The organism is Nonomuraea deserti (assembly GCF_004348685.1).
GTDB lineage: Bacteria > Actinomycetota > Actinomycetes > Streptosporangiales > Streptosporangiaceae > Nonomuraea > Nonomuraea deserti.
The window spans coordinates 1-26772 of record NZ_SMKO01000086.1; the positions used below are offsets into that span (position 1 = coordinate 1).

General features: G+C 73.2%; 21 protein-coding genes. 10 read left to right on the top strand and 11 right to left on the bottom strand.

Going from position 1 to position 26772, the window contains the following annotated elements; all coding sequences use genetic code 11:
- Positions 1-581 precede the first annotated feature (581 nt).
- Entirely contained in the window at positions 582-1397 is an 816-nt protein-coding gene (locus E1292_RS27440) for a hypothetical protein (protein ID WP_132598091.1), read from the top strand.
- Positions 1398-1622: 225 nt separating this feature from the next.
- Here the strand turns inward: E1292_RS27440 and E1292_RS27445 are convergent, their stop codons facing one another.
- The 7 genes from E1292_RS27445 to E1292_RS27475 all read right to left on the bottom strand — a co-directional run bounded on the left by E1292_RS27445 (position 1623) and on the right by E1292_RS27475 (position 8145).
- Complete coding sequence (locus E1292_RS27445) at positions 1623-3584, bottom strand: NAD-dependent epimerase/dehydratase family protein (protein ID WP_132598092.1); 1962 nt, start codon at positions 3582-3584, stop codon at positions 1623-1625.
- A gap of 158 nt (positions 3585-3742) precedes the next feature.
- The gene (locus E1292_RS27450) at positions 3743-4675 is read right to left on the bottom strand and encodes a methionyl-tRNA formyltransferase (RefSeq protein WP_132598093.1); all 933 of its coding nucleotides are present in this window, start codon (positions 4673-4675) and stop codon (positions 3743-3745) included.
- Positions 4672-5361, bottom strand: coding sequence for a PIG-L deacetylase family protein (locus E1292_RS27455; RefSeq protein WP_132598094.1), 690 nt, complete (start codon positions 5359-5361; stop codon positions 4672-4674). The genes E1292_RS27450 and E1292_RS27455 overlap by 4 nt, the downstream gene beginning before the upstream one ends.
- Positions 5348-6352 carry an NAD-dependent epimerase/dehydratase family protein gene (locus E1292_RS27460; RefSeq protein WP_132598095.1) on the bottom strand — a complete coding sequence of 335 codons (1005 nt, stop codon included), beginning with the start codon at positions 6350-6352 and terminating at the stop codon, positions 5348-5350. Before E1292_RS27460 ends, E1292_RS27455 begins: the two co-directional genes overlap by 14 nt.
- A gap of 147 nt (positions 6353-6499) precedes the next feature.
- Positions 6500-6859: a hypothetical protein gene (locus tag E1292_RS27465; protein ID WP_132598096.1), complete on the bottom strand. Its 360-nt coding sequence runs from the start codon at positions 6857-6859 to the stop codon at positions 6500-6502.
- Positions 6860-6868: 9 nt separating this feature from the next.
- Positions 6869-7774: a WXG100-like domain-containing protein gene (locus tag E1292_RS27470; protein ID WP_132598097.1), complete on the bottom strand. Its 906-nt coding sequence runs from the start codon at positions 7772-7774 to the stop codon at positions 6869-6871.
- Positions 7771-8145, bottom strand: a complete 375-nt coding sequence (locus E1292_RS27475; RefSeq protein ID WP_165974766.1) for a YbaB/EbfC family nucleoid-associated protein — start codon at positions 8143-8145, stop codon at positions 7771-7773. The genes E1292_RS27470 and E1292_RS27475 overlap by 4 nt, the downstream gene beginning before the upstream one ends.
- A 205-nt stretch (positions 8146-8350) precedes the next feature.
- Between E1292_RS27475 and E1292_RS27480 the strand changes: the two genes are divergently transcribed.
- Both E1292_RS27480 and E1292_RS27485 read left to right on the top strand, forming a co-directional pair.
- Complete coding sequence (locus E1292_RS27480; protein WP_132598099.1) at positions 8351-9505, top strand: amidohydrolase family protein; 1155 nt, start codon at positions 8351-8353, stop codon at positions 9503-9505.
- Between the two features lie 64 nt (positions 9506-9569).
- Complete coding sequence (locus E1292_RS27485; protein WP_132598100.1) at positions 9570-12338, top strand: glycoside hydrolase family 2 TIM barrel-domain containing protein; 2769 nt, start codon at positions 9570-9572, stop codon at positions 12336-12338.
- An 84-nt stretch (positions 12339-12422) separates the two neighbouring features.
- Here E1292_RS27485 and tuf read toward each other — a convergent pair whose 3' ends face one another.
- The gene (gene tuf / locus E1292_RS27490) at positions 12423-13589 is read right to left on the bottom strand and encodes an elongation factor Tu (RefSeq protein ID WP_132598101.1); all 1167 of its coding nucleotides are present in this window, start codon (positions 13587-13589) and stop codon (positions 12423-12425) included.
- A gap of 243 nt (positions 13590-13832) precedes the next feature.
- The gene (locus E1292_RS27495) at positions 13833-14624 is read right to left on the bottom strand and encodes an aminoglycoside phosphotransferase family protein (protein ID WP_132598102.1); all 792 of its coding nucleotides are present in this window, start codon (positions 14622-14624) and stop codon (positions 13833-13835) included.
- 180 nt (positions 14625-14804) lie between these two features.
- On the opposite strand from E1292_RS27495, the gene E1292_RS27500 reads away from it, so the two are divergent.
- The 7 genes from E1292_RS27500 (at position 14805) to E1292_RS27530 (ending at position 24873) form a co-directional block, all read left to right on the top strand.
- The gene (locus tag E1292_RS27500; protein WP_165974767.1) at positions 14805-16685 is read left to right on the top strand and encodes a S9 family peptidase; all 1881 of its coding nucleotides are present in this window, start codon (positions 14805-14807) and stop codon (positions 16683-16685) included.
- Positions 16649-17977 carry a serine hydrolase domain-containing protein gene (locus E1292_RS27505; RefSeq protein WP_246090364.1) on the top strand — a complete coding sequence of 443 codons (1329 nt, stop codon included), beginning with the start codon at positions 16649-16651 and terminating at the stop codon, positions 17975-17977. The genes E1292_RS27500 and E1292_RS27505 overlap by 37 nt, the downstream gene beginning before the upstream one ends.
- 95 nt (positions 17978-18072) lie before the next feature.
- Positions 18073-19668 (top strand): PucR family transcriptional regulator, encoded by a 1596-nt coding sequence (locus E1292_RS27510; RefSeq protein ID WP_165974768.1) that lies wholly within the window; start codon positions 18073-18075, stop codon positions 19666-19668.
- Positions 19669-19766: 98 nt separating this feature from the next.
- On the top strand, positions 19767-21350 hold the full coding sequence (locus E1292_RS27515) for an ABC transporter substrate-binding protein (protein WP_132598104.1): 1584 nt from the start codon (positions 19767-19769) through the stop codon (positions 21348-21350).
- Positions 21351-22394: an ABC transporter permease gene (locus E1292_RS27520; protein ID WP_132598105.1), complete on the top strand. Its 1044-nt coding sequence runs from the start codon at positions 21351-21353 to the stop codon at positions 22392-22394.
- Positions 22394-24199 carry a dipeptide/oligopeptide/nickel ABC transporter permease/ATP-binding protein gene (locus E1292_RS27525; RefSeq protein WP_132598106.1) on the top strand — a complete coding sequence of 602 codons (1806 nt, stop codon included), beginning with the start codon at positions 22394-22396 and terminating at the stop codon, positions 24197-24199. The genes E1292_RS27520 and E1292_RS27525 overlap by 1 nt, the downstream gene beginning before the upstream one ends.
- The gene (locus tag E1292_RS27530; RefSeq protein ID WP_132598107.1) at positions 24196-24873 is read left to right on the top strand and encodes an ABC transporter ATP-binding protein; all 678 of its coding nucleotides are present in this window, start codon (positions 24196-24198) and stop codon (positions 24871-24873) included. Before E1292_RS27525 ends, E1292_RS27530 begins: the two co-directional genes overlap by 4 nt.
- On the opposite strand, the gene menC is transcribed toward E1292_RS27530, so the two are convergent.
- Positions 24863-25963: an o-succinylbenzoate synthase gene (gene menC / locus E1292_RS27535; protein WP_181958303.1), complete on the bottom strand. Its 1101-nt coding sequence runs from the start codon at positions 25961-25963 to the stop codon at positions 24863-24865. The two genes, E1292_RS27530 and menC, sit on opposite strands and share 11 nt — an antisense overlap.
- Positions 25960-26694 carry a GNAT family N-acetyltransferase gene (locus E1292_RS27540; RefSeq protein ID WP_439331908.1) on the bottom strand — a complete coding sequence of 245 codons (735 nt, stop codon included), beginning with the start codon at positions 26692-26694 and terminating at the stop codon, positions 25960-25962. The genes menC and E1292_RS27540 overlap by 4 nt, the downstream gene beginning before the upstream one ends.
- Positions 26695-26772: the final 78 nt, after the last annotated feature.

Consider the following 26772-nt stretch of genomic DNA (forward strand, 5'->3'; position numbering starts at 1 on the left):
CCCAACCCCTGCCCGGCCCCACCTGGGAACCGATCGGCCCCGTCCCCGCGTCGCCACAACCCCGGTCCACGCCATCCCGGTCCACGCCATCCCATTCCAAGTCAGCCCAGTCCACGCCATCCCAGTCCACGCCATCCCAGTCATCTCAGCCCACTCCACCCGCGCCCATGAAGCCCCCGGCCGCGCCCGCGGAGGCCCGGCCTGTGCCCGACGAGTCCCAGACCGTGTCTGCGGAGTCGTCCCAGGTGTCGAGGGAGTCCCTAACTGCGCCCGGAGAGTCGTCCGGGATCCCGGGGAAGTCCACACCTGCGCCTGGGGAGACGTCGGGTTCGTCGAGGGAGTCCCGCGACGTCTCCGGGGCGTCGGGGGAGGCCTCAACTGCGCCTGGGGAGTTGTCCCGGGTGTCAGGTGAGTCCCCGCTTGCGCCTGGGGGAACATCGCTTCTGTGGGGGAAGTCCCGGAACGTGCATCGGGAGTCGTCTGGGGTGTCGGGGGAATCCCCACTTGCGCCAGGGGAAGCGTCGGCTTTGCCGGGGGAGTCCCGGAACGTGCCTGCGGGAACGTCGACTTCGGGTGCGGCTGTGCCGGCTGCGTCCGCTGTGGTTCCGACCGCGTCCGGCCCGGGGCCGTCGCCGGTTGCCTCGCCTTCCTCGGCCCCGCCTGTCGGTGGTGTCTGGGCGTTGGTGTGTTGCGAGGGTCGGCTTTTCGCCGCCTGCGCGGACGGCACGCTCGCGTACCGGGATGTCTCCGGTCAGAACCTCCCGTGGCGAACGATCGACGATACGGACGCGATCGCCCTGGCCGCCCCAAGGGAGGCGCACGGCGGCCCGCCCGCCGGTCTCTTCGGCGTCGCTGTCGACGGCACGATCCGCTACCGCGACCCTGTGCCGGGCCCCGCACCCTGGCAGGACGTCGGCCAGGCACCTGAGGGCACCACCGGACTGGCCGCCGCCGACGAAAGGCTGTTCGCCATCACCGCCGCGAACGAACTCTGGCACCTCCCCATCCGGCACCTCAACGCACACAACTGGACCATGATCGGCGCAGCAGCCGGCCCATCACCCTGCCCAGGAGGTGGGCCGGCGACCGGTCCGGCGACCGGTCCGGCAGGCGGTCCAGTGACCGGTCCGGCGATCAGCCCGGCGATCGGCCTGGCGACCGACCCCGCAGGCGGTCCGGCAGGCGGTTCGGTGATCAGCCCGGCGACCCTCGCCGCGATGAACGGCAGGCTGTTCACCGTCGCGGCCGACCGTATCCTCACCAGATCGGTGAACCGCTACGAAACCCCCTGGGCGGATCTCGGCCCCGCGGCCGGCAACACCGTCCTCGCCGCCGCGTCCGGCCGTCTCATCGGCACAGGCCCCGACGGCACCCTCCGCTGGCGGCCGATCGCATGACAGGGACCGGGCACCGCGGCCGGTCGCCGCTCGTTCGCGGGTGAGGACAGGGCGCGGTTGTTCCCCGCGTCGGGCCGGGTGTGGTGGTTCGCGGCACGGGCTGGGTGTGGTGGTTCGCGGTGCGGGCTGGGTGTGGTGGTTCGCGGTGCGGGCTGGGTGTGGTGGTTCGCGGCACGGGCTGGGTGTGGTGGTTCGCGGCACGGGCCGGGCGTTGCCCGTAGCGGGTCAGGTGCGGTCGCTCTCGTACGCCAGCCACTGTGCGAACGTGTGCAGCCCGTAGTCCAGTGTCACCTCGGCCCGCCAGCCCAGCTCCACGCCCGCCCGCTCCACGTTGACGAGCGGCCCGCCGGGACTCTCCGACGTCTCCATGTGGACCGGCCGCACCGCCTTGGACACCGCCTCGGCCAGCTCCCGCATGCGCCACCGCCGCCGCCCTGCGACGTTGTACACCCGCCCCGCGACGCCCTTCTCCAGCGCCGCCAGGACCGCCTGCGCCACGTCCCGCACGTGCACGAGCTGCACGGGAGAGCCGTCGACGGGCGCCGGCCGGTTGAGCGACGAGCGCAGCACCAGCTCCGCCACCGCCCCCCGCTGGGGCATGCCGGGCCCGTACGGCTCGCCGAGCCGCAGCACCACGGAGCCGGGGGCGGCCGACTCGACAGCGCTCAGGGCCCGGGCCAGGGGTGTGGCCGCCGGGTCGACAGGCGTCTCCTCGTCCACCCACTTCCGCGCCGGATAAATGCGGCAGGAGCTCAGCAGGACCCCGCCACGGCCGCCCGCGAAGGCGGTGCGGGCCAGCCGTACCTCCTCCTCGGGGTCCGCGTCCGCGTCCCAGCCGAGCGCGCAGACGTGCACCACGACGCCGGCGTCGCCCCCGGACAGGTGGAAGCCCCGGTCGGCCAGCGCGTCCGCCACGTACTGCCGGACGAACGTCGCCGTCCCGCTCACGGCCACGTCCGGGCGCTCGAAAGCGACGGGTGATGTGAAGCCGATGGTGACCGGTGGTGTTTCCGCTGGTGGTGTTGAGGGGGCCCATGGTGTTGAGGGGGCCTGTGATGTTGAGGGGGCCAGTGATGTTGAGGGGACCGGTGGTGTTGAGAGGGCCGACGGTGTTGAGAGGGCTGGTGGTGTTGTGGCGGACGGCGGTGTGAGGGTGGAGGCCGTGCGGGGCCGGGGTTTGCGCGCCGCCGGAGCGCTCGCCAGTCCCGCTTCGAGGCCCGCCCTGGCGACGTCGTGCAGTTCCGGCCAGAGCCGGGCGAGCGCGCGCGCCCCGAGTTCGTGGCAGAGCCCGCCGGGGCCCATGGTGGCCAGCGCCTCGTCCAGGACCCGCGCGTCCCCGCGCGGCCCGCGGTGGACGACCCCCATCGTGTACGCCGTCAGCCACAGCGGGAAATGCGGGCCCGCTCCCGTCCCCGCGGCCCTGGCCTGGGCCCGCAGCGAGCCCGCGTCGATCCCCAGGCCGGCCAGGTAGTCGTCGCACCGGAGGTCCCGCCACCGGCCGGATCCCGGCACGCGTACCGCGCACTGAGCCACGCCGCGCTTGAAGAACGGGATCACGGGCAGCCGGTCGAGCACCCGCTCCTCGCCCACGCCGGCCAGGGGGTCGTCGGCGAAGAAGCACGGGGAGCGGCGCAATCCCTGGAAGTCGTTCTCCACCAGGCTGGCCAGGTCCTCGTGCTCGGCCAGGCTCGGCACCGCCACGTACACCGGCACCCCGGCCTGGCGCAGGTAGCGGCCCATGAGCACGTCGTCGGGCCAGGTCTCGTCCCGGTCCCTGGCCCATTCCACGTATCCCGTGGCGACCTGCCGGGGCAGCAGCAGGGCCGCCACCGGTGTGTACTCGCCCGCGCCGCGCACCCAGCGTGCCCCGGCGAGCGCGCCCATCCGCACGGCGGCGCCGTTGCGCGAGTTCCAGAACGCGAACAGGGCCAGCGCGGCGCCCGGCATGGCGCGGGCGGCGCGCTCGGCCCGCTCGAAGAACCGGCCGGACAGGGCCATGTCGTCGTGCAGCAGCACGTGGTGGGTGGCGTACTCGGGGATGCTCGACCAGGCCAGCAGCGAGGTACGGAACGCCGAGGGCCGGCCCGCGGGGTCCGGGTCGGTCACCACGTCCAGGACGTCCCCGGCCAGCCGGGCGGCCGCCTCCCTGCGCCGAGGGTGCGCCATCACCGCCCCGGTCAGCCGCACACACCCGTCCGGATCCGCGCCTCCGGAGTGCCGCGTACCGGTGGAAGGGGCCGCGTTCCGGGTGGAGTGGGTGTCGGGGGAGTGGGGCGGGTTCTGGGAGGAGTGCCCGTCGTGAGAGGGCCGGGCGCCTCCGGGAGGAGGTGGGTCGCCGGACGGCCTCAGGTGCCCAGGCATGCGCCGACCGCGAGCTCGTCCGACTCCAGCAGGTCGAGGGCGTCGCGCCGCTCGCCGCCCTCCCACTGCACCTCGCGCACCACCAGCAGCCCCGACCCGCAGGCCACCAGCATCCCGCCGGTGCCGGTCGACCACACGGGCGCCAGCACCGTGCCCGCGGGCTCCGCCCCGCCGTGCTCGATGAGGTCGGCGCTGTGCACGTACAGCCGCCGTCCCGCCACGGACGTGAACGCGCCCGGATAGGGGGCGGCCAGCGCGCGCACCCAGTCGTAGAGGTCGGAGGCGGGCCGCGACCAGTCGATCACCCCGTCCTCCGGCCGCCGTTTCTCCCACCACGACCCGCCGGGCTCCTGCGGCCGCGCCACCACCCGCCCGTCCAGCAGCAGCGGGATGTACGTCGCCAGCAGGTCGATGTTGATCTCGGTGACCTTGCGGTACACCGCGGTGACGTCGTCGCGCCGGCTGACAGTGAACTCCCGCTGCGCGATCAGGTCACCGGTGTCGGCGCCCTCGTCCAGGAAGAAGAGGCTGACCGCGCTCGTGGCGAGCCGCTTGATGATCGTCCACGGCAGCGCGGCCCGTCCCCGCCCCTCGGGCAGCCGGGTGGGGTGCAGGCCGATCGACCCTTTCGGGCAGGCCGACAGCAGCGGCTCGCGGACGAGCTGCGACCATCCCGCGATGACGAACAGGTCCATGTCCTTGACCCGCTCGTAGGCCTGCCCGTCGTTGATGTCGTCCGTCTCCAGCAGCGGGATGCCGTGCTTGTCCGACGCCTCGCGCAGCGGCGCGTACCCGGAGCGGTGGCTGAGCCGCGGCGGGTAGCCGATCAGCAGCGACGGCGGTGTGCCCTGCGCGACCAGCACGTCCACGGCCGGAGCGGCGAACTCCATGCCGGTGGCGAACGCGAACGTCTTCACAGGACCTCCCTCAGCACCCCGAACGCCTCGGCGTGGGCGACGCCGATCTCCGCCCCTCGCAGCGTGGCCAGCGCCGTCACCGACTCCTCGCTCCTGATGTGCGGCGATGGCCGGTGCTGGCTCTTGTAGCCGCGCAACGCGTCGAGCTTGCGTCGCAGGTGGGGGCCGATGTCGCAGTACGCCGTCGAGCGCGGGATCGGCTCCGAGGCCCACTGGATCTTCGACATCTCGTACATGAGCACGTTGGGCACCAGCCACTTGCCGAACTGCGGCGCGATCGGCCGGGCCGCGGCGAAGGCGGCGTGGAACACCGCGCAGTGGTCCTGGTCGTAGTCGGCGAAGCTGGGGAGCAGCAGCAGGTCGGGCCGCCGCTCGTTGAGCGCCTGCTCGAACAGGTCGACCAGTTCCCTGCGCGGCAGCGTGTCGAGCCGTTCGGTCAGCCCGCGGTCCCCGTACGCGATCTCGTACGTGAAGCCGAGCACGTCGCGCACGCTCTCGATCTCGTCCAGGCGCTGGCGGTAGGTGGTGGCCCCGTCGAGCCCGTAGTGGCGCATGCCGTCCACGGCCAGGTACAGGACGTGTACCTCGGCTCCGGCGTCGGCCTGCGCCGCCATCAGGCCGCCGCAGCCCAGAACCTCGTCGTCGGCGTGGGGGGAGATCACCAAGACGCGGTCAAAGCGGCGCATTCACTGCCCTTCGGTCCTCTCTGGCACGGTAATAGTCGGCGGTGCTCAGGATCAGCTCGTCGAGCGGGATCCGGGGCCGCCAGCCGAGGTCGGTGGCCGCCCTGAGCGCGGGGATCTTGTGGAACGACTCGGCCTCCGCGTAGTGGGGGCCGTGCACGCTCCTGCCGTCCACCCTGACGATGGGGGAGGAGCTGGCGAGCAGGCTCTTGACGCGTTCCGCCAGGTCCATGATGGTGACGGCGTTGGCGGGGTTGCCGACGTTGATGATGACCTCGTCGCCCTGCAGCGCCAGGTCCATGTAACCGGTGAGGAAGCCCGTCAGGTCGTCGGCCGCGATGAACGCCCTGATCTGGTCCCCGCCCGCGAAGACGGTGATGGGCCGCCCGGCCAGCGCCTGCTGCACGAACGTCGGCATCACGAACCCGCCGGCCCGCGACTGCCGCGCCCCGGCCACGTTGAACGGCCGGATGACGATCCCGCGCAGCCCGTGCCTGCGGCTGTTGCAGACCATCGCCTCGGCCAGGGTCTTGGCGACCGCGTACTCGATGCGCGTGTTGTACTGCGTCGGGACGACGATGTCGTCCTTCTCGTCGAGGACGCCGCTGCGGCCGTACACCTCGGCGGAGCTGAACACGCACAGCGGCGCCCCGGCGTTCATGCACGCTTCGATGACCGGCGCGGTGCTCCCGATGATGTCGTGGCCGAGCCGTCCGGCCCGTGACAGGATGCTGGCCGGGCCCACGTAGGAGGCGGCGTGGATGACCCGGTCCACGCCCGCGAAGTCGCCGCCCGCGGCCAGATAGTCTTCGACGCGTTCCCGGACGACGGCGCAGCGGGGGTCGGCGTCGTAGTCCTCGCCGTCGATGACCGCGCCGGCGTTCGAGTCGATGATCCGTACGCGGTGGCCGGCCGCGAGGTAGGCGTCCACGAGATGAGAGCCGATGAAACCGAGACCGCCGGTGATGACGACTTCGCCACCTGGTGCTCGCACGGACCCGCCTTTCCCGCTCGAGGAAAACGGTCACACGGGGCTATGTAGCCCCTTTGTCATCTAGGCGGGATTAAAACAGTTTTCGCCCGTCTTGTCACCCATGGCCACAACTTTTCACCGGGCCGGGGATCGGCACGTTCCACGCGGCTATATCGTGCCCCAGACGGGCGTGCCGGGGTCGGGTGGGGGAAGGGTCTCGAGCATGGCCGCCACGCTCTCCCAGTCGGCCACCGCCACACTGCCGCCCATCATCAGCAGCCGGATGGCGACCTCGTGGTGCGCGGAGCGGAACACGTCGATGCCCTCCATGACCTGACCGGTGACCGCTTCGTACCCCATGCCGCCGCCCTGGCCCTTGAAGAAGGTCACGCCCTCCTTGCCGTCGCCCCAGAAGTCGCCGATGGCGTCGAGTTCCTCCCCCATCAGCGTGACGAACGCGGCGAGCTCGCTCGCCTCGAGTTCGAAGGCCTCCGCCGACGATCCGAGCCGCGATCGGTCGATCTCCATCTGGTCCTCTCACCGCGCGGGTTTGTGAGCCATGGCGAAATACACCAGCGTCCTGCCGATGGTCTCCTTCCAGGTGGGAGCGAGGTCGGCGCCCGTCTCCCCGCTCAGGACGTCGTACGTGGGGCCGTAGCCGACCGACCCTCCGGCCATCCGGCTCAGGAAGTACTGCACGTCAGGGTTGGCGCTCACCCTCTTCATCAGGGGCGCGGCGGCGTCGAACACGCCGTAGAAGGCGACCGACGCGGCGAACTCCTTCAGCGCCCGCGTCGCGTTCTCCTGGAACGACCCGACGTCCTCGCCCCGCAGCGCCTTGACTCCCGCCATCACCGACACGTCGCCGACCGCGAAGATGGCGCTGCCGAGGGAGAACTCCGTCAGCTTGCTCAGGACGATCTTGGCGATGCTGTGCTCCAGCAGCTTCGCCAGCATGCCCGCCTGCGCCCGGCGCATGAGGAACTGGGTGACCTGGTACGCCGCTCCCGCCTGCCAGGGAAAGGTGGCGATGTAGACGAAGCTGGCGAGGTTGGCCAGGGCGAGCGTCTCGTACGTGCGCCGCGCCGCGTCGATCACGTCGGCGAACTCCAGGCAGGCCGCGGCGTTCTGCCGGCAGCGGCGGGCGAGTCTGGCGGCATAGCCCGCGCCCTCGTCCGCCGGATACAGGTCGGCGCTGACGGCGCGCTTGTAGGCGTTCACCCCGTCGCCGCCGTTGTGCCGCCAGACCGCCTCGGCCGCGGGGAACGTGCGGCGCGGGCTCTGCTCGATGCGGTCGGCGAGCCGGTTCCAGACGACGGCGGCCTGGCGGGCTTTGGCGGGGTCACCTTTCGGATAGTCGACGGCGAGCATCTCGAAGACGAAGCCGGCCAGACCGAGGGTCCCGAAACCGAGGATGCCCGCGCGGCCGAAGTTGAACTTCAACGCCCGCGACCCCCGCGGGGGTCGTCCGGCACGCTGTCGTCCAGCGGCGTTCCGGCGATGAACGGGGTCACCAGGTCAGCCGCCGCCTGCTCGGCCTCCCGCGCAGCCTCGCCCGCCGCCTCCAGGATCGCCTCCGCCAGCGCGGCCGAGCCGAGGCGCATGGCACGCGGGTCGATGGTGAGCCCGGTGAGCCCGCCGGTCTGCGTGGCCTCGGCGACCACGCGTCCCTGCGCCGCCTCGCCGCGGCCCCTGACCGCGGTCATCTGGTCGTTCAGCCGCTCCAGCGCCGCCACGTCCTCGCGGTAGCCCTGGAGCAGCCTGCCGAGCTCCTGATCTCCTGCTGCGTCGAGAGGATCCGCCGGTGGTGTCATCCCCGTCTCCTGGCTCACAACCCTGCCCTGGCACGTCGCTGCTGTCATTGAAGATCTTCTACCTTATCCACAAACAAAGCAGGACATATAGGGATGTCCCGGACCTATTGCGCCGGCGGCCCGCCGGGCAGCGCCGCGTGGACCCCGGCGCAGACGGCGCTTCGCCTATCCTGGTCGCCTACGCTGACCTTGGGAGACATCGCCGATGTCCATGGAGCTCGACCTCGTGCCCAGCGGCCTCGCGCGGGTCATCGACGAGCTGCCGCTGGTCGACCACCACGTCCACGGCGCCACCACCCGAGACCTGCCGCGCAGGGCGTTCGAGGAGATGATCGGCGAGTCCGACCGGCCGGTGCCCGAGTGGATGACCCGCTTCGACTCCCAGCTCGGCCACGCGATCCTGCGCCACTGCGCGCCCGTGCTCGGCCTCGGCCCGCACTGCGCGCCGGAGGAATACCTGGCCAGGCGGGCCAGGCTCGGCACCGGCGAGGTCAACCGGCTGCTGCTGACGGCCTGCGGCGTCGGGCACTTCCTCGTCGAGACCGGCTACCGCGGCGACGAGCTCCTCGGACCGGCCGGCATGGCCGAGGCCAGCGGCTCACCCGCCGACGAGGTGGTGCGGCTGGAGACCGTGGCCGAGCAGGTGGCCGCCGCCGGATGCGAGGCGGGCGCGTTCGCCGGCCGGTTCGCGGAGACCCTGTGGGAGCGCACCCGCACGGCGCGCGGGCTCAAGACCGTCGTCGCCTACCGGCACGGCCTCGACTTCGACCCCGAGCCGCCCTCGGCGGCGGAGGTCGCCGAGGCCGCCGGGCGCTGGCTGGCCGGAGGAGGCGGGCGGCTGGACGATCCCGTGCTGCTGCGGCACCTGATCTGGGCCGGGCTCGACCGGGGGCTTCCCCTGCAGTTCCACATCGGCTACGGCGACCCCGACATCGACCTGCGCCGCTCCGACCCGCTGCTGCTGCGCGGCCTCATCGAGCGGGCCGAGCCCACCGGGGTGCCGCTGATGTTGCTGCACTGCTACCCCTACCACCGGCACGCGGGGCTGCTGGCGGAGGCGTACCCGAACGTCTTCTTCGACGTGGGGCTCGGCGTCAACCACACGGGGGCGCGGAGCGCGGCGCTCGTGGCCGAGAGCCTCGAGGTGGCGCCTTTCGCGAAGGTGCTCTTCTCCTCCGACGCCTGGGGACCGGCCGAGCTGCACTTCCTGGGAGCCCTGCTGTGGCGGCGGGCGATGGCGCGCGTGCTGGGTGACTTCGTGGCCGAGGGGGAGTGGTCGGTCGCCCAGGCGGCGCGGGTGGCCTCGATGACCGGCGTGGAGAACGCCCGCCGCGTCTACGACCTGGGCCCCGGCGGGTGAACGGAGCACCGGACAGAGAACGCGACCATGACGAAACCGCCGCGAAGCCTTAGGCTCGGCGGCGATGGACCTCGAAAGCTTCCGCCCCGGTTCCGGCCTGCTCGAACCCCGCGCGGCCCTCCGTTCCGACGCTCCCGCCGTCGACCTCAACGGCACGTGGCGCTTTCGCCTCTCGCCCGCGGCCGACGTCCCCGACGACTTCGCCAGGCCCGGCTACGACGACGCCGGCTGGCACGACCTGCCCGTCCCCGCCCACTGGCCGCTGCACGGCCACGGCGCCCCCGCCTACACCAACGTCTCCTACCCGTTCCCCGTCGACCCGCCCCGGGTGCCCGGCGAGAACCCCACAGGCGACTACCGCCGCGCGTTCGACCTGCCCGAGGGGTGGACGGGCGGCCGGCTGCGGTTCGAGGGCGCCGAGTCCTTCGCCAGGGTCTGGCTCAACGGCCACGAGCTGGGCTTCTGGACGGGAAGCAGGGTGCCGGCCGAGTTCGACGCCGGCCCGTGGCTCAAGCCGGGACGCAACGTGCTCGCCGTGCGCGTGCACCAGTGGTCGGCCGCCAGCTACCTGGAAGACCAGGACATGTGGTGGCTGCCGGGCATCTTCCGCGACGTCACGCTCACCCGCTCCACCGCCGACGCCTTCGTGCACGCCTCCTACGCGGACGGGCGTGGCACGCTCAGCTTCGACGGCGAGGGCACCTTGAGCGTGCCCGAGCTCGGCGTCGCCGGGCTGGAGCCGGGCACCGAGATCACGGTCGAGGCGGAGCCGTGGACGGCCGAGACACCCCGCCTGTACGACGCCGTGCTGACCTGCCCCGGCGAGTCCGTACACCTGCGCGTCGGCTTCCGCACGATCTCCATCGCGGACGGCGTGCTCCTCGCCAACGGCAGCCCGCTGCTGCTCAAGGGCGTCAACCGGCACGAGTTCCACCCCCGGCACGGCCGAGCGGTCACGTACGACACGATGCGCGAGGACGTGCTGCTGATGAAGCGGCACAACGTCAACGCCGTCAGGACCAGCCACTACCCGCCGCACCCCGCCTTCCTCGACCTGTGCGACGAGCTGGGCCTGTGGGTGATCGACGAGTGCGACCTCGAGACCCACGGCTTCGGCCAGGTCGGCTGGCACGGCAACCCCACCGACGACCCCCGCTACGCCGACGCGCTGCTCGACCGCATGCGCCGCATGGTCGAACGCGACAAGAACCACCCCAGCGTCATCATGTGGTCGCTCGGCAACGAGGCGGGGGTCGGCCGCAACCTGGCCGTCATGGCCGACTGGACCCGCGAGCGCGACCCGTCCCGCCCGCTCCACTACGAGGGCGACCGGTCCTGCGCGCACACCGACGTCTACTCGCGCATGTACGCCTCCCACGCCGAGGTCGAGGCCATCGGCCGCTACGAGGAGGAGGCGCTCGACGACCCCGGCCAGGACGCGCGGCGGCGGGCGATGCCGTTCCTGCAGTGCGAGTACGCCCACGCCATGGGCAACGGGCCCGGCGGGCTGGCCGAGTACCAGGAGCTGTTCGAGCGTTACCCGCGGCTGGCCGGCGGGTTCGTCTGGGAGTGGATCGACCACGGGCTCGAACACCCCGACCACGAGTACGCCTACGGCGGCGACTACGGCGAGCCCGTCCACGACTCCAACTTCGTGATCGACGGGCTCCTGTTCCCCGACCGCACACCGTCCCCCGGGCTGCTCGACCTGAAGAAGGTGTTCGAGCCGGTCAGGTTCGAGTTCGGCGACGGGGTCGTGCGGGTCGTCAACGGACACGGCTTCCGCGACCTGTCCCACCTGGAGTTCGTCGCCTCGGTGGAGGTGGAGGGCGAGACCGTCGCCGAGCACCGCCTCGACGTGCCCGCCGCCGGGGGCGAGTGCAAGGTGCCCGACGTGAGCGGCCCCGACGGCGAGCGGTGGCTGACCGTGCGCGCCGTGCTCGCCCGCGACGAGCCGTGGGCGGACGCCGGCCACGAGGTGGCGTGGGGGCAGGCGCTGCTGGTCCGGCACCCCGCCCGCTTCGAGCGGTCGCCGGCCGCGTTCGTGACCGGCGGCACGGAGATCACCGCCGGCGACTCCGCGTTCGACGCCGCCTCAGGCCGGCTCGTCCGGCTCTTCGGGATCGACGTCGAAGGCCCGCGGCTCGACCTGTGGCGGCCGCCCACCGACAACGACAGGTACGGCGGGCTCGAAGGCGCCTGGCGCGGGCTCGGCCTGCACCGGCTCACCCACCGGGTCGACGCGGTCGAACAGGGCGACGAGCTGACCGTCCGCACCCGGGTCGCGCCCGCGGCCACCGACCACGGGATCTGGGCGACGTACCGGTGGACCTTCGACGGCGGGCTCCGGCTGCTCCTGGACATCGAGCCCACCGGCGACTGGCGCGACCCGATCCCGCGGCTCGGCGTCACCATGTCGCTGCCCCGTACCTTCGACCGGGTCACGTGGTTCGGGATGGGGCCCGGCGAGGCGTACCCGGACACCGGGCTGGCCGCCCGCATGGGCCGCTGGTCGGCCACGATCGACGAGCTCCAGACGCCGTACGTCCACCCGCAGGAGAACGGCCACCGCGCCGAGGTGCGGTGGGCCGACCTCGGCGGGTGCAGGGTCACGGGGGATCCCGTGTTCGGGATGACCGCGCGGCCGTGGAGCAACGACGTGCTGACCCGCGCCCGCCACCGGCCCGACCTGGTGGCGGGCGACCGCGTGTACCTCCACCTGGACCTCGCGCACCAGGGCATCGGCACCGCCACCTGCGGCCCCGGGGTGCTGCCCGGTTACGAGCTGCGGGCCCGCCGGTCGACGCTGAGGATCCGCTTCGACCGGACATGACCCGGCAGGCCGGGCCCCGCGTGCCGCGGGACCCGGCCCACGCCCGGCCGAGGCGGCCGGGCTGACCGGGCCGGGGCGGGATCGTCAGGCGGGCACGGTGAGGATCGTGCCCGCGCCGACCGTCAGCCCGCCCTCGCGGATCGCGAAGCCGAGCCCGGGCTCCAGCGCGACCGCCTTGCCCAGCTCCACCGCCACCTCGACCGTGTCGCCCGGCTGCGCCGGCTCGGGCAGGGTCAGCTCGCCGGGCACGTCGGTCGTGCGCACGTAGAACTGCGGCCGGTACCCGGACACGACGGGCCTGCGCCGCCCGCCCTCCTCGGCGGTCAGCAGGTAGACGCGGGCGGTGAACGACGAGCGGGCCCGCCCGCTGCCCGGCTCGGCCAGCACCATCCCCCGCCGCACTTGCTCGCGGCGCACTCCGCGCAGCAGCACGGCGGCGTTGTCGCCGGCCTCGCCCCGCTCCATCGTCTTGCCGAACGTCTCCACGCCCGTCACGACGGCGCCGAACCCGTCGCCGAACCCGACGACGTCCACCGTGTCGCCGACGCGCACCGCGCCACGCTCGATGGCGCCGGTGACGACCGTGCCGCGGCCGGTGACCGTCAGCACGTTCTCCACCGGCATGAGGAAGGGCGCGTCGACGTACCGCACCGGCACGGGGATGTGCTCGTCCACCGCCGTGAGCAGCGCGTCGACCGACGCCGTCCAGACCGGGTCGCCCTCCAGCGCCCGCAGCCCGGACACCCGCACCATCGGGACGCCGTGGTAGCCCTGCCCGCTCAGCAGGTCCTGCAGCTCCAGCTCCACCAGGTCGAGCAGCTCCGGGTCGGCGCCGTCGGCCTTGTTGACGGCCACCACCAGGTGCTCGACGCCGACCCGCCTGGCGAGCAGGACGTGCTCCCTGGTCTGCGGCATGATCCCGTCGTGCGCGGACACGACGAGGATCGCGCCGTCGAGCTGCGCCGCCCCCGTGATCATGTTCTTCACGTAGTCGGCGTGCCCCGGCATGTCCACGTGCGCGTAGTGCCTGGTGGCGGTCTCGTACTCGACGTGCGAGATGTTGATCGTGATCCCCCTGGAGGCCTCCTCCGGGGTCCTGTCGATCCGCTCGAACGGCGTGAACGTGGCCTGCCCCCGCGCCGCGAGCACCTTGGTGATCGCGGCGGTCAGCGTGGTCTTGCCGTGGTCGACGTGGCCCATCGTGCCGATGTTGAGGTGCGGCTTGTTGCGCACGTAGGCCTGCTTGGCCATGATTCCCTCTCCTGAGACTCCCGAGCTTCGTGACCCGTCAGGGCCGGTCGACCTCCCCCCGCCGGGTCACTTCATGACGAACGGGAAGAGGTCAGCGCTCCAGGCCGTCGCAGGCACGCTCGAACGCGCCCGCCGGCAGGGCGGGCGTCGCCAGGTGAGCGCGCGGGAACATGAGGAACATCGTGCGACGATCAGCACGGGGACGCAACAGATTATTCCCGTGCGCCCTTCGCGAGGCCCTCCTCAGCGGGGTCTGAGCCGGCGGGCCAGGTCGAGCCAGAGGGTGACGTCGGAGGCGGAGTGGTGCCGGATGGCCCAGTCCACCAGGCGCAGGCTCATGTGCGCCCAGCAGACCGGCGCCACCTCGTCAGGGACGTCCGCCAGCAGGCGCGGCGCGCGGCAGGCCAGGTCGAAACGGAGCGTGACCAGGTCGAAATCGGCGTCGCCGCGCACGGCGCCGTCCCAGTCGATCACGCCGGTGACCGTCCCCGCCGCGTCCACCAGCACGTTCTCGGGATGGAAGTCGGTGTGCACCAGGTCGTCGCCCTCGAGGGTGTCGGGGAACGCCTGGCCGATCTCCTCCACCTCGTCGAGCAGCCGCCGCGTCCGGCCGTCGTAGTCGCGCAGCGGCCCGTGCATGCAGAACCCGGGACCGTCCGCCCGCAGGTGCAACCGGAGCCCCGGCAGGTCGGGGCGGCCCGCGAGCACGCCACGGCACCGCCTGTTGATCTCGATCATGGAGCGGACGGTCTGCGCCGTGGGCGCGTGCGCGGGCGCGCCGGGCAGCAGCTCCTGGACGACGACCGGCGGATGGACCAGCTCGTACGCGGGCGCCGGAACGCCCGCCGCCCGCGCCACCTCCAGGAGTTCGCTCACGTCGGGACCGCGGGTGAGCACCGACCGGCGGCCGTCCGGCCGGCGCACGTACGCCGCGCCGACCTGGCCACCGGGACAAGGGCCCTCGTAGGTGAGCGGGACGGGCAGCCGGTCCAGGTATTCGGTGACGTCGAGCCGGGGCACAGGGGAGAACGTCATGGGGTTCCTCACGTAGACCAGGGGTCAGTATGCCGGGCGAGTCCGCCGGCACGGCCGCCGCGGACCGCCACCGGGATGCCCCGGGCGGGCGGCCTCGGCTTGGACCCGGGCACAACGGAACCCCCGCCGTTCGTCGGATAGCCCGAAGAAGGGGGAATGGTGCTGCTCTACGGTTCGGATATGCCGCGTCTCACCCTGGATGATCTCTACCGCTTCGCCGTACCCTCCGATCCCTGCCTGCGCCCCGACGGGGGCGCGGTCGCGTACACGCTGACCACCGTCGACCGGGACGCCGACGAGAACCGCACGGAGGTCTGGCTCGCCGCGCCCGGCGATCCTCCGCGCAGGCTGGCCGGCGGGAGCGCGGCCCGGTGGTCGCCGGACGGGCGGACGCTGGCGTTCCTGCGGCCCGTGGACGGCAGGCCGCAGATCCACCTGCTCCCCATGGGCGGCGGCGAGCCGGCCCCGCTCACCTCGGCGGCGCTGGGAGCGGGGGCGCCGCGCTGGTCGCCGGACGGCACCCGCATCGCGTTCAGCGCCCCGGTGGGACCCGGCGGGCAGGCCCCCGATCCGGACGCGCCGGTGGTGGCCGACCGGCTGGAGTACAAGGCGGACGGCACGGGGCTGCTGCGCGGGATGAGCGCGCACCTGTTCGTGGTGGACGTGGCGAGCGGGGAGACGACCCAGGTCACCGAGGGCGACTTCTTCGCGGGGGAGCCGTCGTGGGGTCCGGACGGGACGCGGCTGGCGTTCGTCGCGGACATGGAGGCCCATCGCGACCTCGAGGTGGGCGGCGCCGTCCACACCGTGGAGCTGGGCGGGGGGCTCGGCGGGGAGCCGCGGCGGCTGACCGGTCCCGAGCTCATCTGCACCGGAGTGTGGTGGCTGGGCGATCGGCTGGTCGTCACCGGCATGAAGGGCGGCCCCGTCGGGCACGTACGGCTCTTCACGCTCGCCCCCGGCGGCGGCCCCGAGGAGGTCGAGACGGGGCTGGACCGCAACGTCATGACCGGGGCCCCCGGCTACCCCGGCGCCGTCCCCGCCCTCCTCTCCGGCGACGGAGACGACCTGGTGTTCTGCGTCCGCGACCGCGGCTGCTCCCACCTCTACCGCGCCACCGGCGAGAGGCTGGTGCCCGAGGAGGCGAGCGTGTCGGGGGCGAGCGTGGCGGCCGGCCTGATCGCGTACGTGGCCGCGACCCCCCACAGCGCCGGCGACGTCTACCTCGGCCGGCCGGGAGAGACCCCGGCGCGGCTCACCGACCACGCGCTCGACGGCGTCGAACTGTTCACGCCGGCCCGCCGCACGTTCACCGCCCCCGACGGCACCCCCGTCGAGGGTTTCGTGCTGCGGGACGAGAACGCCGCCACCCCCGGCCCGCTCCTGCTCGACGTGCACGGCGGCCCGCACAACGCCTGGGCCCCCGTGCTCGACGGCTTCCACCTCTACCACCAGGCGCTGGCAGCCAGGGGCTGGACGGTGCTCGCGCTCAACCCGCGCGCCAGCGACGGCTACGGCGAGGACTTCTACACCGCGGCCGTCGGCGCCTGGGGGCTGGCCGACGCCCAGGACTTCCTCGCCGCCGTCGACACGCTGATCGAGGAGAACGTCGCCGATCCCGACCGGCTGGCCGTCACCGGCTACAGCTACGGCGGCTACATGACGTGCTGGCTGACGGGCCACACCGGGCGCTTCAAGGCCGCGATCCCGGGCGGGTGCGTGAGCGACCTGACCAGCCTGGCCGGCACCTCGGACCTGGGACATGTGATGAAGGTGCACGAATGGGCCGGCGACCTCGCGGCCCAGTCGCCGATCACGTACGTGTCCGAGGTCGGCACCCCCACGCTCCTCCTGCACGGCGAGAGCGACGACCGCTGCCCGATCGGCCAGTCGGAGCAGTGGTTCGCCGCGCTGCGCGAGCGGCGCGTGCCCGTCCGGCTGGTGCGCTACCCCGGCGCCAGTCACCTGTTCATCCTGAACGGCCGGCCCTCACACCGGTACGACTACAACGAAAGGATCATCACGTGGCTGGAGCAATGGGTCAGCGGCTCCCCGAGCTGATCGCTCAGTACGAGGTGCCCGGCGCGGCGCTGGCGTACCTGCACGAGGGAGAGCTGCACGAGTTCGCCGCGGGCACGCTCAACGCCGCCACCGGCGTCGAGGCGACCCCGGACGCGCTCTACCAGATCGGCTCGGTCACCAAGGTGTGGACCGCCACCCTGCTCATGCGGCTGATCGAGCGGGGCCGCCTGACGCTGGACACCACGGTGGCGGAGGTGCTGCCGGAGTTCAAGGTCGCCGACGCCGAGGTCACCAAGGCCGTCACCATCAGGCACCTGCTCTCCCACACCAGCGGCATCGACGGCGACCTGTTCCTCGACACCGGCCGCGGCGACGACTGCGTCGAGAAGTACGTGGAGGCGTGTGCCGACCTGACCCAGAACCACCCGCTCGGCGGCACCCAGTCCTACTGCAACGCCGGGTTCGTCATCGCGGGCCGCGTCGTGGAGCGCCTGACCGGCGAGCGCTGGGACGACGCGCTCAGGAAGGAGATCGTCGAGCCGCTCGGCCTCACCCACACCTTGACCCTGCCCGAGGACGTGCTGCGCTTCCGCGCCGCGATGGGCCACGTGGACGGCGGCGCGCCGGCTCCGGTGTGGGGGCTCATGCGCTCGGCCGGCCCGGCCGGGCTCATCTGCGCCCGCCCCGCCGACGTGGTCGCCTTCGCCGGCGCCCACCTGCGCACGACCGGGGAGGGCGGGCTGCTCGACGACCCGCGGGCCATGTGGGAGCCGCAGATCGACATCCCCAACCCGCACACCCTGGGCAGGCAGTGGGGCATCGGCTGGATCCTGGACGAGTGGGACGGGCAGCGCGTCATCTCCCACGGCGGCAACACCATCGGCCAGCACGCCATGCTCTGGGCCGTGCCCGGCACCGGCACCATCGTGTGCGTCACCGCCAACGGCGGCCACTCCAACCCCTTCACCCGCGCACTGGCCACGGAACTGTTCGCCGAGCTCGACGGCCTGACCGTGCCCCCACTGCCGCAGCCGCCCGACCAGGACCCGGACGTGGACGCCGACCGCTACACCGGCGTCTACGAGCGGGTGGGCGCCCGCATCACGGTGTCGATGCGCGACGGGAGGCCCTGGCTGCGGTACGAGGCCACGGGGGCGCTGGCCGCCCTGCAGAAGGAGCCGGAGGAGTGCGAGCTGGTGCCCGTGGACGACGTCACGTTCGTGTGCCGGATGGGCGGCTCGCCCGACTGGGCGTCCGTGGTGTTCTACGAGCTGCCCGACGGCTCCCCGTACGTGCACATGGGCGCCCGAGCCACCCCGAAGACCGGCTGAGGGGGCGGGATGGACCTGCGGGACAGGCCCGGCGAGGCGGCCCGCGCGCACGGCGTGCCCGGGTGATCTCCATTATCGTGGATTATCGTGATCGGATGAGGGATCGTCCGCGTGCCAGTCTCGGGCGCATCCTCCACGACCTCGGCACCACGTTGCTCGACGTCGCCGCGTCACCCGGTGACCTCGACACCGAGGTCACCGGCGTGCACATCTACGACCCGCTCGACGAGCTGATCGTCCCGCCCGGCGGGATCCTGCTCGCCGTCGGCGTGCAGCGCGCGGACGACATCTGCGCCCTGGTCGAGCGGGCCGGGCAGGCCGCCGGCGTCGTCGTCAAGCTGCCCGTCGACGTGGACGAGCGGGTGCGGGCCGTGGTGCTGGAGACAGGCGTGGCCGTGCTCGGGCTCACCAGGGCGGCCTCCTGGTCGCAGGTCGCCGCGCTGCTGCGCTCGCTGCTGGCCGAGGGCGACCTGGCCGAGCCGGGGGAGGGGCCGCCTGACGACCTGTTCTCCCTGGCCAACGCCGTCTGCGCGCTGCTGGACGCGCCCGTCACGATCGAGGACAGGTCGTCGCGGGTGCTCGCCTACTCCGGCCGCCAGGACGAGGCCGACCAGGGCCGCGTCGAGACCGTGCTCGGCCGCCAGGTCCCCGACCGCTACCTGCGCATGCTCGACGAACACGGCTTCTTCAAGCAGCTCTACCAGAGCCGCGAGCCCGTCTACATGGAGCTCGACGACGAGAACGTCATCAACCGGGTCGCCGTCGCGGTCCGCACCGGCGACGAGATCCTGGGCTCCATCTGGGTGGCCGTGCACGAGCCGCTCAGCGAGCAGCGGCAGCGCGCGCTCGCCGACGCCGCCAAGATCGTGGCGCTGCAGCTGCTGCGCGAGCGGGCCGGGGCCGACACCCGGCGGCGGCTCCGCGCCGACCTGCTGTCCACCGTGCTGGCCGGCGGCACCGACTCGGCCGAGGCGGCCGAGCGGCTCGGCATCGCCACCCGCCTGTGCGTGCTGGCCGCCCAGCTGACCGGCGACTCCGCCGCCGACCCCGCACGCGGCGAGAGCGATGGGCAGCGCTTCTGCGACGCGCTCGCGCTGCACGTCGGCGCCATCCATCCCAAGGCCGCCGCCGCGCTCGTCGGCTCCGTCGCGTACGCGGTGCTGCCCCTGCAGCCGGGCGGGCCCGACAGCAGCGGGGAGGAGGCGCGGGCCGTACGCGTGGCCGAGAGCTTCCTGGCCAGGGTCGGGCCCCGGCACGCCGCCAACATCGGCGCGGGCCGCCTGGCGCTCAACCTGTCGCACGTCGCCAGGTCGCGCGCGGACGCCGACCGCGCGCTGCGCGTGCTGCGCGCCCGCGGCGCCACCGGCCAGGTCGCCGGGTACACCTCCGTGCACTTCGAGTCGCTGCTCCTCCAGGTCGCCGACGTGGCCGCCGCGGAGGAGCAGGCCCCCACCGGCCCCTACCAGCGGCTGCTCGACCACGACGCGGAGCACGGCACCGAGCTGAGCGCCACGCTGCGGGCGTACCTGGACGCGTTCGGCGACGTCAACGCCGCCTGCGCCCAGGTCCACGTGCACGCCAACACCTTCCGCTACCGGCTCAAGCGGCTCGTCGAGATCAGCGGCCTCGACCTGTCGGACCCCGACGCCCGGCTCACGGTGATGCTGCAGATGCGGATCTTCGGCCGCTAGCACGAGGCCGCCCGGCTTTTTCGTCACCGGGCACGAAGCACCGGGCCCGGCGAGGGGCGAAGGTGGTGCACACCCCCCACGCTCGACGGGAGTCCCCCATGAGAAAACCGGCAGCTGCGGCTCTCACCTCGCTCGCCCTGCTCGCCGCCGGCTGCGGAGGCGCCGGCGGCGAGGGCGCCGGCGACGGTGCGCCGGCCAGGGGCGGCACGTTCACCTACGCGATCTCGGCCGACCCCGGCGGCCTCGACCCCGCCATGGGCGTGCTCTCGATCACGAACACCACGCTCTCGCTCGCGTACGACACGCTCGTCACCGCATCCGACGACGGCAAGATCGTGCCCAGGCTGGCCGAGAAGTGGGAGGTCAAGCCCGACAGCGCCACGTTCACCCTGCGCAAGGGCGTCACCTGCTCCGACGGGGCCCCGCTGACCGCCTCCGACGTCGCCGACAGCGTCAACCACATCACCGACCCCGCCACGAAGTCGCCCATCTACGGCGTGCTGGTGCCCACCGGGATGAAGGCCACCGCCGACGACGCGGCGGGCACGGTGACGCTGTCCATGCCGGAGCCGTTCAGCTTCATCCTGGAGAGCGCCCGGTCGCTGTTCATCGTGTGCGGCAAGGGCGTCAAGGATCGCTCGCTGCTGGCCCGCGGGACCTCCGGCTCCGGCCCGTACCAGCTGACCGAGGCGGTGCCCAGCGACCTCTACACGTTCAAGGTGCGCAGGGAGTACGCCTGGGGCCCCGGCGGCGCGACCGCCGCCGACCTGCCCGAGACCGTCGTACTCAAGGTCGTCCCGAACGAGCAGACCGCCGCCAACCTGCTCATCTCCGGCACCATCAACGGCGCGACCGTCTACGGCCCCGACCGGGCCCGCCTGGAGGCCACGCCCGGCGTGGTCAAGAAGGTCGTCCCCTTCACCAACGGCCAGTACTTCTACCACCAGGGCGACGACAGGCCCGCGCACGACCCGGACGTGCGCAAGGCGCTCACCCAGGCCGTCAACCTCAAGGAGCTGGCCGGCATCGCCTCCAGCGGCAACGGCAGGCCGGCCACGGGGCTCGTCATGGAGCCGCGCCCCTGCAAGGGCGACTCGGTCACCGGGCACGTCCCCGCCCACGACGCGGCGGCCGCCGCGGCCGCCCTGGACGCGGCCGGCTGGAAGGCGGGGCCCGACGGGGTGCGGGTCAAGGACGGCAAGCGGCTGACGCTGCGGCTGATGTACGCCACCACGCGCGGGGCCGGGGTGCAGGCCGCGGTCGAGTACCTGGGCCAGGCCTGGCGCAAGGTGGGGGCCGAGGTGAAGCTGAACGGCATCATCGACGCCAAGCTCTCGGAGTCGCTCAACGCCACCCAGGACTGGGACGTCGTCTGGCTCCCCATCGGGGTTTCCCTGCCCTCCCAGCTCATCGGCTTCCTGTCCGGCCCGGCCGCGCCCAAGGGGGCCAACTTCGCCCACCTGGACAACAAGCGCTACGAGTCGCTCATCGCCGAGGCCGGGCTGCTGCCGTCGGCCGAGGGCTGCGACCAGTGGCTCGAGGCGGAGTCCGCCCTGTTCGAGGCCGCCGACCTGGTGCCGGTGGTGGAGAACACGGTGCTGCACGCGGCCAAGGGGGCCACGTACGACATGCAGGCAGGGGAGTTCGTGCCCACCTCGATCAGGCTCACCCAGGGAGGCTGAGTGCCCGACACCAGCGGCCTCGAGACGCCCGGGACCGTCACCGGCCCGCCGTTCCCCCCGCCCGGCCGCGCACCCGAGGCGGTCCGGCGGGCGGCGCGGCGCAGGGCGCGGGTCGTGGTGCGGCGGGCGGTGCGGTTCGCCGTGTCGCTGGCCGTGCTGCTGGCCGCCTCCTTCGCGATGATCCACCTCATCCCCGGCGACCCGGTGCGCACGGCGCTCGGACCGACCGCCCCGGTGGAGCTGGTGGAGGCGCGCCGGGCGGCGCTCGGCCTGGACCGCCCGCTCCCGGAGCAGTTCGCGACCTACGTGACCAACGTCCTGTCCGGAAATCTCGGGACCTCGTTCATCACCAGCGAGCCCGTCGGCGAGGTCATCGCCGCCCGGCTGCCCAACACCCTGGCCCTCGCCCTCCTCGCCACCCTCCTCGCCCTGCCGGCGGGCGTCCCGCTCGGCATGTGGGCGGCCGTCCGCACCCAGAACGGCCGCAACCGCGGCTCCGAGCTGACCTTCGGCTCCGTCACCGGCACCGCCGTGGCCGTCCCCGAGTTCCTGTACGCGATCGGCCTCGTGTCCGCCTTCGCCATCGGCCTCGGCTGGTTCCCGCCCGCGGGCAAGGCCGGGCCGATCACGTACGTGCTGCCCGTGCTCGCCCTCGCGGCCGGCCCCGTCGCCATGATCGCCCGCATCGCCCGCGTGGAGACCCTGCGCGAGCTGGGCAAGGACTACGTGCGCCTGGCCAGGGCCAAACGCCTGCCCGCGCGCCGGCTGCACCTGCGGCACGTGCTGCCCAACACGCTCACCGCGACCCTGACCGTGTGCGGGCTGCTGCTGACCTCGCTCATCGCCGGCAGCGTGCTCGTCGAGTTCGTCTTCGCCTGGCCCGGGCTCGGTCTGAAGATCGTCGAGTCGATCACGCAGAAGGACTACCCGGTCGCCCAGGGCGTGATCCTCGTCTACGGCGCGATCGTGCTAGTCGTGAACCTGGCCGTCGACCTCCTGCTCGGCGCCCTCGACCCCACCTCTGAGATCAGGGAGCAGTCCTGATGCCCGTCCGATGGAGCGGCCCCGCCGTGGCCGGAGCCGTGATCGTCGCGCTCATGGCGGCGCTCGCCGTCGCCGGCCCGATCGTCTGGGGCGATGCCGCCGAGCGCATCGACGCCGGCGCCATCCTCCAGGGCGCCTCGGCCGAGCACCCGCTCGGCACCGACAACCTCGGCCGCGACCTGCTGGCCAGGGTGCTGGTGGCGGGCCGGTTCTCGCTGGCGCTGGCGCTGGCCGCCACCCTCATCGGCGCGGTCGCCGGCATCCTGCTCGGCACGCTCCCGTCCGTGCTCCCCAGGCGCGCGGCCCGGCTGGCCACCGGCACGGTCAACGCGCTGGTGGCCTTTCCCGGGCTGCTGCTGGCCATGTTCACCGCGGTCGTCGCCGGCCTCGGCGCGCGCGGTGCGGTGCTCGGCATCGGCGCGGCCATCGCGCCGGGCTTCGCCCGGCTCACCCAGACGCTGGCCGCCACGGTCGCCGGCGCCGACTACGTCTCCGCCGCCCGCATGCTCGGCGTGCCCCGCCGCCGCATCCTCTCCCGGCACGTGCTGCCCAACATCGCCGAGCCGCTCATCCTCAACCTCACCCAGGCGCTCGGCGGCGCCCTGCTCGGCCTTGCCGGCATGTCGTTCCTGGGGCTCGGCGTGCAGCCGCCGTCGTTCGACTGGGGCCGGCTGCTGTTCGACGGGTTCTCGCGCATCTACGTGACGCCCGAGGTCGCGCTCGGCCCCGCGGCCGCCGTCGCGCTCGCCGGCATCGGCTTCAACCTGCTGGGGGACGCCCTGGCCAGGGCCGCCGCGCGCACGACCGTACGGAAGGCCGAGGAGCCGCCGGCACCGCCGGCCGAGCCGGACGAGCCGGACCCCGGCGCCGTGCTGGACGTGCGTGACCTGACCGTCACCTTCCCCGGCGGCTCGAACCCCGTGCGGGGCCTGTCGCTGACCGTCGCGCCCGGCGAGGTCGTCGGGCTCGTGGGCGAGTCCGGCAGCGGCAAGAGCCTGACCGCGGCCGCCATCGGCGGGCTCGTCCCCTACCCGGGGAAGGTCACCTACGGCCGGCTGCACCTGGGCGGCAGGGACGTCGCCACGCTGTCGGACAAGGAGCTCGGCACCGCGCTCGCGATGGTCTTCCAGGACCCGCTCGCCGCGCTCAACCCCGCGCTCAAGGTCGGCGGCCAGCTCGCCGAGGTCGCCGTCGTGCACGAGGGCGCGAGCCGGGCCGAGGCCCGCCGCCGCGCCGTCGACCGGCTCGGCCAGGTGCACCTGCCCGAGCCGGAACGGCGCGCCGCCCAGCACCCGCACGAGCTGTCCGGCGGCATGCGGCAGCGCGCCGTGATCGCCATGGGCCTGATGGGCACGCCCCGCCTGATCATCGCCGACGAGCCCACGACCGCGCTCGACGTGACTGTGCAGCGGCAGATCCTGCGGCTGCTGCGCGAGGTCGTGGCCGAGACGGGCGCGGCCACGCTGTTCATCTCGCACGACATCGCCGTCGTGGGCCAGCTGTGCGACCGCGTCGTGGTCATGTACGCCGGCCGCGTCGTCGAGGAACTGCCCGCCGACCGGCTCGCCGAGGGCGCCGCCCACCCCTACACCAGGGCGCTGATCGCCTCCCTGCCCGGCCTGGACACCGACAGGACCAGGCCGCTGGCCGGCATTCCCGGCACCCAGCCCGCGCCCGACCAGGTCGGCCCCGGCTGCGCCTTCGCCCCCCGATGTTCCCTGGCCACCGAGCGGTGCACCACCGAACGCCCGGAACTCGACGCGCACGGCCCCCGGCAGCGGGTCGCCTGCTGGGAGGTCTCATGATCATCAAGAACCTGACGGTGCGGTTCGGCGACTTCACCGCCGTCGACGACGTCACGCTGGAGGTCCCCGACGGCCAGGTCGTCGGGCTCGTCGGCGAGTCGGGATCCGGCAAGTCGTCGCTGGCCAGGGCCGTCTGCGGGCTCGTGCCGTACACGGGGAGCATCGAGGGCGCCCGCCGCGTGCAGATGGTGTTCCAGGACCCGTACGCGTCGCTGAACCCCCGCATGAGGGTCGGCGACACCGTCGCGGAGGGCATCAGGGCCCGCGACCGCGACAGCGAGGTGAAACGGCTGCTCGAACTCGTGCGCCTGCCCGCGGAGGTGGCCGGCCGCTACCCGCGCGAGCTGTCCGGCGGGCAGCGGCAGCGCGTCGCGATCGCCCGCGCCCTCGGCGGCGACCCCGGCCTGCTGGTCGCCGACGAGATCACCAGCTCGCTCGACGTGTCGGTGCAGGGCGCCGTGCTCAACCTCGTCCGCGGGCTCCGCGACGAGCTGGGCCTGCCGATGGTGTTCATCTCGCACAACCTGGCCGTGGTCAGGTACGTCGCCGACGTGGTCGCCGTCATGCACCAGGGCCGGCTGGTCGAGGCGGGCCCCACGGAGCAGGTCGTCGGCGAGCCCGCGCACGACTACACGCGCGCCCTGCTGGCCGCGGTGCCCCGGCTCAGAGGGTGATCCACTCCGTGGCCGTGGTCACCTCGTCGAGCACGGCCGGGATCGGCTCGACGCCGAGACCCGGACCGGCCGGCACCGCGAGGTGCCCGTCCACCAGCTCGAACGGTTCGGTGATGTCGGTCGCGTAGTAGCGGCGCGACCCCGAGGTGTCACCCGGCAGGGTGAACCCGGGCAGCGCCGCCAGCGCCACGTTCGCCGCCCGGCCGAGCCCGGTCTCCAGCATGCCTCCGCACCACACCGCGACGCCGCTGGCCCGGCACAGGTCGTGGATGCGCCGCGCCTCCAGGTAGCCGCCGATCCGGCCCGGCTTGACGTTGATGATCGAGCACGAGCCGAGCGCGATCGCCGCCGCGGCGTGCTCGGCCGACTCGATCGACTCGTCCAGGCAGATCGGCGTCGTGAGCTGCTCGGCCAGCTTGGCGTGCTGCACCAGGTCGTCGTTGGCCAGCGGCTGCTCGATCAGCAGCAGGTCGAACGCGTCGAGCCGGGCCAGCCGCCGGGCGTCGGTCAGGGAGTAGGCGGCGTTCGCGTCGACCTGGAGCAGCACGTCGTCGCCGAACCGCTCGCGCACCGCCCTGACCGGCTCGACGTCCCAGCCGGGCTCGATCTTCAGCTTGATGCGGACGTACCCCTCGTCCAGGTAGCCCGCCACCGCGTCGAGGAGCTGCGGGATCGAGTCCATGATGCCGACCGACACCCCGCACGGCACCCGGGTGCGCGACGCGCCGAGGAAGCGGCCGAACGACTCGCCCGCCGCCCTCAGCTGCGCGTCCAGCACCGCCGTCTCCACCGCCGCCTTGGCCATGCGGTGGCCCTTGATCGGCTCCAGGGCGCGGGCCACGCCCTGCGCGTCGACGTTCGACGGCAACGCGGGCAGCAGGAACCGGCGGATCACCTCGGCCGCGCCGTCGACGTACTCGGAGGAATAGAGCGGCTCCGACATCGCCACGCACTCGGCCCAGCCCTCGGCGTCCGGCGTCACGACCCTGACCAGCAGGACGTCGCGGGACGTCTCGGTGCCGAACGAGGTGCGGAACGGCGCCACCAGCGGCATCGCGATCCGGCGCAGCTCAACTCCAGTGATCTTCACGCTTGCTCCACCACGTAGTAGGACTTCCCGCAGAACCCCGTGACCGCGCGGCCCTCCGCCATCAGGCCACCCAGTACCTCGCGCACGGCGTGCCGCCACGCCTTGGCCGTTCCCGGGTCGCTGCCGCGCAACCCCTCGATGTCGGCGGGAACGGCGACCAGCACGGCCCCCGCCCCCACCGGCCCCTGCACCGGCCTGCCGCCCTCGTCGGCCAGCGCGACCACCGCGCCGTCCGGTGCCGCGCTCAAGCCGGGCTCGCGCCGGGACAGCGCCTCCACATGCGGCGCGGTCAGCGGCCACACCGCCAGCAGCCGGTCGGACTCGTCGCCCTGGTTGATCGCGTCGCCCATGACGCCGTAGAAGCGCGGAAGGTACTCCTGCGGCCGCGCGCCCAGCTTCGCCAGGTTGAAGTGGGCGTTGCGGCGCACGAGCGGATCGTAGGTCCAGGTGATGCGCTCGATCCCGCGCCCCAGGGCCCAGCGGCGCTGGTGCAGCTTGAGCTCGAACCCGGCGCCGCGCCGCGTCGTGCCGGTGACGTGCGAGTGCAGCGCGCCGCCCGCCGCGAGGAACCCGACCGAGCCGCCCACCAGCCGGTCGCCCTCGAAGGCGCCGGCGACGTAGCCGCCCGCGTGCGACAGCGCCCGCATCAGCTCCATCGTGATGGGCGGGTCGCCGGGCCCGAAGTGCCAGATGTCCTCGAACAGGTCGTTGACCTGCTCGAACTCCGCCATCTCGTGGAGCTCCCTGACCTCGATCAACCTGCCGCTCCTCCTCGTGGACGCGTTCACTGGCGACGGTATGCCATGGTG